The organism is Mycobacterium sp. (assembly GCF_052144515.1).
Classification (GTDB): Bacteria; Actinomycetota; Actinomycetes; order Mycobacteriales; family Mycobacteriaceae; genus Mycobacterium.
Genome location: NZ_JBKQQD010000234.1, coordinates 1 through 7,466, shown reverse-complemented (window position 1 = coordinate 7,466; position 7,466 = coordinate 1). Strand labels below are relative to the sequence as shown.

7 protein-coding genes and 1 pseudogene are annotated in these 7,466 nt (G+C 64.8%); 4 read left to right on the top strand and 4 right to left on the bottom strand.

Annotated features, from left to right (window positions below):
* Window positions 1–42: 42 nt before the first annotated feature.
* Together ACLP9N_RS16335 and ACLP9N_RS16330 are read right to left on the bottom strand one after the other, a co-directional pair.
* Window positions 43–195, bottom strand: a complete 153-nt coding sequence (locus ACLP9N_RS16335) for a hypothetical protein (protein WP_442408401.1) — start codon at window positions 193–195, stop codon at window positions 43–45.
* Between the two features lie 123 nt (window positions 196–318).
* A complete protein-coding gene (locus ACLP9N_RS16330) occupies window positions 319–927 on the bottom strand; it encodes a hypothetical protein (RefSeq protein WP_442408400.1) in 609 nt (202 codons plus the stop codon).
* A 152-nt stretch (window positions 928–1,079) separates the two neighbouring features.
* On the opposite strand from ACLP9N_RS16330, the gene ACLP9N_RS16325 reads away from it, so the two are divergent.
* Together ACLP9N_RS16325 and ACLP9N_RS16320 are read left to right on the top strand one after the other, a co-directional pair.
* On the top strand, window positions 1,080–1,442 hold the full coding sequence (locus ACLP9N_RS16325; RefSeq protein WP_442408399.1) for a hypothetical protein: 363 nt from the start codon (window positions 1,080–1,082) through the stop codon (window positions 1,440–1,442).
* Window positions 1,435–1,848 (top strand): hypothetical protein, encoded by a 414-nt coding sequence (locus tag ACLP9N_RS16320; RefSeq protein ID WP_442408398.1) that lies wholly within the window; start codon window positions 1,435–1,437, stop codon window positions 1,846–1,848. The genes ACLP9N_RS16325 and ACLP9N_RS16320 overlap by 8 nt, the downstream gene beginning before the upstream one ends.
* Window positions 1,849–1,960: 112 nt before the next feature.
* Here ACLP9N_RS16320 and ACLP9N_RS16315 read toward each other — a convergent pair whose 3' ends face one another.
* Window positions 1,961–2,461 (bottom strand): DUF4236 domain-containing protein, encoded by a 501-nt coding sequence (locus tag ACLP9N_RS16315; protein ID WP_442408397.1) that lies wholly within the window; start codon window positions 2,459–2,461, stop codon window positions 1,961–1,963.
* Between ACLP9N_RS16315 and ACLP9N_RS16310 the strand changes: the two are divergent.
* Window positions 2,439–3,074 (top strand): annotated as a pseudogene (locus tag ACLP9N_RS16310) (adenylate/guanylate cyclase domain-containing protein); the annotation flags it as partial. The gene ACLP9N_RS16315 and the pseudogene ACLP9N_RS16310 overlap by 23 nt on opposite strands.
* A 346-nt stretch (window positions 3,075–3,420) precedes the next feature.
* Here the strand turns inward: ACLP9N_RS16310 and ACLP9N_RS16305 are convergent.
* Window positions 3,421–5,697 (bottom strand): MMPL family transporter, encoded by a 2,277-nt coding sequence (locus tag ACLP9N_RS16305; RefSeq protein WP_442408396.1) that lies wholly within the window; start codon window positions 5,695–5,697, stop codon window positions 3,421–3,423.
* A gap of 684 nt (window positions 5,698–6,381) precedes the next feature.
* Here ACLP9N_RS16305 and ACLP9N_RS16300 point away from each other — a divergent pair.
* Window positions 6,382–7,466 (top strand): alpha/beta hydrolase family protein (locus ACLP9N_RS16300; RefSeq protein WP_442408395.1); only part of this gene is annotated, 1,085 nt, incomplete at its 3' end.

Below are 7,466 nucleotides of genomic sequence, written 5' to 3'. Positions count from 1 at the left end.
GTCGCCACGATCAACGACCCGACGCAACCGATCACCGAGACGTCACCCACCCCTCGCATACTCCTCCAATCGGCTGTGCTCGCGCACCCCACCATTGACTGGCGGTGTCCGGGGCGTGGATTGGGGGCCCTCGGTAAGGGCGTGGTGTGCGGCGTCGGCCAGCTCGGTGGCGGTCTGGTAGCGCTGGTCGGTCACCGGTCCCCATGCAACCTCGCTGTCCAGCAAAGATGCTGCGACGCTTATCGTGCACGCGATAATTAGCCTGTTCGACGATGTAAACAGCACCGCGTTTGAACCAGGCCCTGGACGCGCAGTAAGTTAGCGAGACGCTACTTCACGCACTGCATCAAGTGCCGTAGTCCAATCGGTGGCGATGGCCTCCTGCGCCGCAGCGAGTGGCACTCTGCCTTCGCAGACAAGCTCATGCAGCCTAGATTCGACGCCGTCTTTCGGGTTTGGGGATGCGCCGGGCTCGATCCACAGGTTGCGGGGATCGTTCGGGTCCCCGCCAACTTCAAGCGGCACGAGATGGTCGTACTCAACGTCTTTCAGCGAGCCGGTGTACCCGTATGCCGCCGCGTTTTCGCGCTTTTCGATCTCGGTGATGGAGGCGGGCGGGCGGATCGACTTGGTGTAGCCGGTCTTGCAGATCGTGGTACCGAGGGTGTCTGGGGTGACCTTCGGGCTGATCGCGCCGGGGGTGCAGTTCGGGTCGGGCAGGGTTTCCCCGTTGGCGGCGGTGCGGTAGTGGCATGTTCCTGGCGGCGGCTGCGGCTGCTCGGTGTAGTTGGTCGGACCTGGTCCGATTGGTACGTCAGCCATCGCAACGCCGACATCACCGAAGAGCAGCATTAGGCCCGTCATCGCGAGGGCGGTCGGGATGGACACAGTTTTCGACTTGGCGGGAGACTCGCGCAACCTGGCCATATCCAACTCAGCCCATACTTCCTCCGGGCCGCTCGATGGGTATCTGTTCTGTGTGATGTTTGAGTGCCACCTGCAGTGACGCTAGTCGTCAGGTCCCTCGCGGGACCTTGGAAATTCCTGCCAATTACGGAGTCGTCCTAGGCTGTTCCCCGATGGTTGGATACGAACCGCTGGGGGATCTGTTCCACGACCACTTGACGTTCGAACTCGGGACGATGGGTGACATCCGCGTCGAATTGTCGATACGAAGCGCTATGTTCCGCGGCCAAATCCGGGATTTTTGCTACAGCCTGTGGATGGAATCTCCGCTGGGCCGATTCGAACTCGAGCGCGTCGATACCAGCGACAGCGAGCTCCACCGCCACCGTTTCTACCAGCACAAACCCGAAGACCGTGTGTGCATGTTCGAGCTTTTCCCAGGCGATGAGCGCATCATCGACTACGAATTCCAAATACAATACGAGTACCTAATCACCCATTGGGAGCAGATCGTGGACAGGTGGCACCGTGGCTGAGGACGAAGATCGCCTCATGGCACTGCGCATGCTGCCGATGCTGCTCAAGGATCAGCAGTTCGCCAGCGAGCGCGCTCAAAAGCCGGACCGGGCCGAGTACGCCGTGGTCTGCCTCCCCAACGACAAGTACTGGGACATCGTTCAGAAGACGCGCCGCTACCCGGGGTGGGTGATCGTGTTCGTCGTCACCCCGCCCCCCGGCGGCAACGGCACCGCGAACGTCGACATCCGCGAGTTCTTCCCCAGGCAGGCGCAGCCCGGCGACTCCGAGCCCAACACTGACCTGACCATTGGGCAAGCCATGCAGATGTTCAAACAGGCCGAAGCCGCGGGTGTCGACCTGCTTGCGCGTGACAGAAGGGTCGCCGGCTCGTTCGCACGCCAACGACCCGCGGTCCCCGTCTAATGATCTGATCGGCGCCGAACGGCACGACAACGGAGCATCTAGATGCCCGCCCACTATCAGCCTGATCGGCGTCGGTGGATGGGCGCAACGTCCGAGTCCACGACAGAGAAAGTCAGGCGCGGCGGTTCGTCTCGCGCTCATCGACCTCGCGTTTGACGTCGTCAAAGGTCCGGCAGAGCATCGGTGCCCCAACCTCGGTGCCGTCAGAGTTGCACTCACGCACGTCCCACTCCTGCCCTGGACGGCGACCCGCTATGTAAAACCGCCCGTCTCTGGTCTCTGCCTGCCAGCACTGGAAGTCTCTGGACGCCTCGGTCTCGTACCACTTCATGAATTTCGGGCTTTGCGCAACGCGCAAAGCGCTATCTGGCGGCGGGTCCACACTAGGGTGCTCGGGCCTGCCGTGCTTTTGCGCCCGCCCGCCAACTACTTTGTTGTCGTAGATTCCCGCGCCCGGAACGCGGATGGTTCGACGGACCTTGCCGTCCGCCCCGAGACTGAAGCGCAGCGGCCCGGCACCGACGCTCGACGAGATGCCGCTTTGGCTGATGGTGAACTGGAAAGGCCCGACTTTCTTACGCTTGCGGTGTTGCACCGTGTTGTTCACCGACATGGTCGCCTCGACCCAACACGCCGCGGCAGCGGGCGATGAGCGGTGGCGCGCGGTGCTGCACCGGTTTGGTGAGATCACCGCCGACCTCACGCAACGGTTCGGCGGCACGGTGGTCAAGAACACCGGTGACGGCCACCTCGCCACCTTCGACGGTCCGACGCAGGCCATCCGCTGCGCCGAGGCCCTGCGTGCTGACGCCGAGACGCTGGGCATCCAGATCCGCGCTGGCATTCACACCGGCGAATGTGAACTGCTGGACACCGACATCGGGGGGCTTGCCGTTCACATCGCGGCGCGGATCCTTGGCCAGGCCGGCGCTGGCGAAATCCTCGTTTCCCGCACCGTGCGTGACCTGGTCGTCGGGTCGGGCACGGGCTTCGAGGACCGCGGCAGCGTCGAGCTGCGTGGCGTGCCCGGCACCTGGCAACTCCTGGCGGTCACTCAAGACGGCGCGCGGGCGGGATCGCCCGAGGCGGAACTGGCGTCAATGCCCACTCCTGGCCGTCGGACTGCGATGCGCCGCTCGGACCGCGCCGTGGAGGTGATCGTGAGGCGTATACCGTGGCTCCTGCGCGGGATGGCCCGCCTCGCCCCGGCCACCGGCCGCCGCTGAACAGCCGGAGTCAGCGCGGTTGGAGGTGTTCTCGCGCTCCTTCATTGCTTCGAAGTACGCCGAGCTCACCGATCAGCACGGCAGTCCCGCCGCTGTCGGCGCACCGCTACTACTGTCATCCACGTCAGTATCGTTTCACTGCTGCTCAACGATGTCCGTCATATCGCCGTGCCGGTCTCCGACACGAAGTTTTGAGACCCTCAGATGTCGTCATATTCGAGACATGACTGTTTTGGCGGGTGGCCTACCGCAGCGTGTGTTCGCGGGTCACTTCAGCCTGGCGTCAAGGATTTCCTCGCCCAGCTGATCGCCGAGACCACGCCGCGGGCGCCTCCGCCTGGTCGGATCAGGAACGGAGATCGACACGCTGACCCGTCTCCGCGGCAGGCGGCTCAATCTCAGGCAGATCGTGTGACTCGCTGATGCCGAAGCGCTCGTGCAGCCTGGCCAGCGGCTTGGGCGCCCACCAATTCACCCGTCCCAGGACATGCATGAACGCCGGCACCAACAGCATGCGGACCAGTGTGGCGTCCACCAGGATTGCCAACGTCAGCCCGACACCGAACATGCGCATAAACGCCACCTGCGCGGCCATCAACGCGGCGAACGAAATGCACATCAGCAGCGCCGCCGCCGTCACCACGCGGCCCATGCGGGCCAGCCCCAGCACAACGCTCTCGTCGTTGTCGGCGCGCGTTCGCCCGGACGACAGCCAGTACTCCCGGATCCGCGACACCAGGAACACCTCGTAGTCCATCGACAACCCGTAAGCGATGCAGAACAACAACACCGGCATATTGGCCACCAACGTCCCGGTGGGCGTGGTGCCCAGCGCACCGAGGTGACCATCCTGGAAGATCCACACCAGCGCGCCGAACGCCGCGGTCAACGACAACACGTTGAGCAGCAACGCCTTCAGCGGCAACACCACGCTGCCGGTCAGCAAGAACAGCAACACCAACGTGATCGCGGCGATCACCGACAACACCACCGGCAGCCGCGAGGTCACCGATTCGGAACTGTCCCTGTTTATCTGGGCGGTCCCCGTGAATTGCACGACCTTGCCGCCCGGTGTGGCGACGGCGTGCAACCGGTCCAGCTGCGTCTCGGAGGCCTGTGAGAACAGCCGCGCGGTGCTGCCAACGGTCAGAAGCGCGCTACCGTCCTTGATTCCGGTCGCCGCCGACGGCGGTCCGACCGGCGCGCCGTTGACGAACGTCCCGCCCGGTGAGGACACCGACGACACGTCGGGCACCCGCGAGAGCTCGGCGGCGTAGCGGTCGAGTTCGGGCGGCGTGACACCGGCTACGTCCGGAATCACGATCATGACGTTGGTCGCCGAATCGACGGCGAAGTCGCTGCGCAACTGGTCTCCGACCTGACGCGCGGAGAGGGACCCGGGCAGCACCCGGTCGTCGGGGAAGCCCCATTTGATCCCGAGGAACGGCGCGCCGAGCACGAGCAGCAGCGCGATGATCGCGACACCGATCGGAATCGCCCGGCGCATCACGAATTTCGTCGAGCGGTACCAGAACGTCTCCTCGACCGGTTTGCGCACCGGCTCGGCCCGGCCGAGAAGCCGACGCGTCAACCGACGCACGTCGAGGGCATCCAGCCGGTCACCGAGCAACGCGATCGCGGCCGGGGTCACCACGATTGCGGCGAACGCCGCGAACGCCACCACCGCGATGCCGGCATAGGCGAACGACTTCAGGAAGTACATCGGGAACAGCACCATCGCGACCATCGACAGCGCAACCGTCATCGCCGAGAACAGCACAGCCCGGCCCGCGGTCGCCATCGTGCGAATCAGAGCCGCGTCGCGCGATGCGCCGTCGGCGAGTTCGTCGCGGAACCGGCTGATGATCAACAAGGAAGAGTCGATACCGAGCGCGAGCCCCATCGCCACGGTGAGGTTCAACGCGAAGATCGACACGTCGGTGACGTAGGTGATCGCGTGCAACACCGCCATCGATCCGAGGATCCCGAACCCGCCGACCGCCAGCGGCAGCGCCGCGGCCAGCAGGCCGCCGAACACCCAGACCAGCACGACGAAACTCACGGGTATCGCGATCGATTCCATCAGCAGTAGGTCGCGCTCGCTCTGCCCGTTCACCTGCACATAGATCATCACCTCGCCGCCGGCCTTGACCGTGACGCCGTCGCGGTCGTGCACCACCTGCTCCGAGATCGTCTTGGCGTGCTTCTGCGCACCGCTTTCACCCCCGGTAACGCCGGCGACGATCAACCCCGTCCTGCCGTCCTTGCTGATCAGCGCCTGGGCGGCCGAGGGCGGCGCGGTCCAGGCTGAAGTCACGTCGCTCACATAGGGCGAGGCCTTCAGCTGGGCGACGATGTCATCCCCGGCGGCGCGCGCGGCGTCGCTCTGGGCGCCGCGCTCGCAGGTGACCGCGACGAGCATCTGCATATCGCCCTGGCCGAACTTGTCCGACAGGATCCTGCCGGCATGCCACGACTGCGACGTCGGGTCCTGTAAGCCACCCGCCGACAGGCTCTTGATGACGGGGATGCCGAAGATCGCGGTGCCGAGCATCACGAGCAGTGCGACGGCGATGATCCGCTTGGGAGCGGCGATGGCCAGACGGGCGATTCCCTGCAGCACGACGCGTCCTCTCTGCCGGCGACCCGCTATCTGATCAGCGGTAACTTACCTTGGTCAATGCTCCCCAATCGAACTCGTGGACTGATGCGTCGAGTATCCTGCGGAACCTGGCCGCGCGGCGCTGGGGCGGCACCCTCATATCTCTTCTACTTCGAAATTGGTAAGCCACAGCCGTCGACAGGTCCTCGAAGGTGCTGCCCGGCCAGGTCGTCAGTGGTAGAGAACATCGAGACGTTTGATGCCGTTGACCAACGAGGACCGCAGCCGTCTTGGTTCGTCAGCCTTTTGACTGGACGACGCTTGGGCCGACGCGCTCACCGCCATGCTGGTCAACGGATGGCGGCCACGCGACTAAACGCGGCGAAACCGGCCCTGGATCCCCACCATTCCGAGACGCAGTATCGAGTCCCTCATATGTCGTCTTCTTTGAGACGTTAGAAGCTAGATAAAAGTTGTGTCGCCATTGACAGACCGGTTGTTAGAACGAGATCCGCTTCACCCTCTCTGACGAACGCGGCCGAGCTTCACCGGGGACCTAAGTCTCTATCCGGCCGACTGATGGGTTCTTAGCGTCATAGCGGGGCCGATGCCGCCGACGCCGCTCGGCGACACGCTCAACAGGCGGAGGAATCCTCGAACGATTCGACTTCGCGGCCCGAACGCGTCCGGGGAGGTAGCGGGTGCATGGAGGACATCGAGCAGACAGGCGCCTCGGCTGCCGCGGCAGACGATGCCGACAAAGGGCGACAACTTGGCGTTCCCTACCAGCGGCCGCGCCGAGCCGGTCCGGTCCAGAATGCGCTCAGGCCGTTCACGCGGACCGGCGGCTTCTACGCTCGGTCCTGGGGTAGGTATCTCGATCGTGAGCCCGACAATCTTCCGGTGGCACGACCCACCATTGCGCTTGCGACGCAAGCGTTCTTAGACGAGATCGTGCTGGTGGGTCTCCGGTCGGTCCGGCCGGTCAGCTCGGACCCGGATGCAGTTGCGCGAGTGAAACGTAACGTGATCGCGGCTCTCGAGCTGTATGGGCAGAAGGGGTGGCTGGAGAACCCTGAAGGGTTCTTCGCGACGCCCCCGCCGCTGACCGATGTCATCGTCAGGCCCGTGCACAGCCGGGGCCGAAGCGACCAGCGCATGTCCTTCGAGAGCAGGTACGAGCCGCATGCCGGCGAACCGGGCCGGGAACGGTGGCTGGGCTACACCGCCAACGACCGGGTGTACGCGTTGATGCTGCGACACCGCGAGCCCAGGCCGTGGCTGGTGTGTGTGCACGGCGCGCAGATGGGGCGGGCCGCCCTCGACCTCACCTTGTTTAGGGCCTGGCAGCTGCACGAAGATCTCGGCCTGAACGTCGTGCTTCCCGTCCTTCCCATGCACGGCCCTCGTGCGCGCGGGCTTCCGAAGGGCGCAGTGTTTCCTGGTGGGAACCTGCTCGACAACGTGCACGCTGCGGCTCAGGCGGTGTGGGACATTCGGCGCCTGCTGTCCTGGATCCGGTCGCAGGAGCCTGATTCGAAGATCGGGTTGAACGGCATGTCCCTCGGGGGTTACATCGCATCGCTGGTCGCCAGCCTCGACGATGGCCTCACCTGTGCGATTCTCGGCGTCCCGGTCGTCGACCTAGTCGAACTGCTCGGCCGCCACGCCGCCCTCAGCCACAACGATCCGCGCCGTCAAATACTGACGTTGGCGAAGCCGATCGGTCGGATGATCTCGCCGCTGGCGCTAAGTCCCCGGGTGCCGATGCAGGGCCGCTTCATCTACGC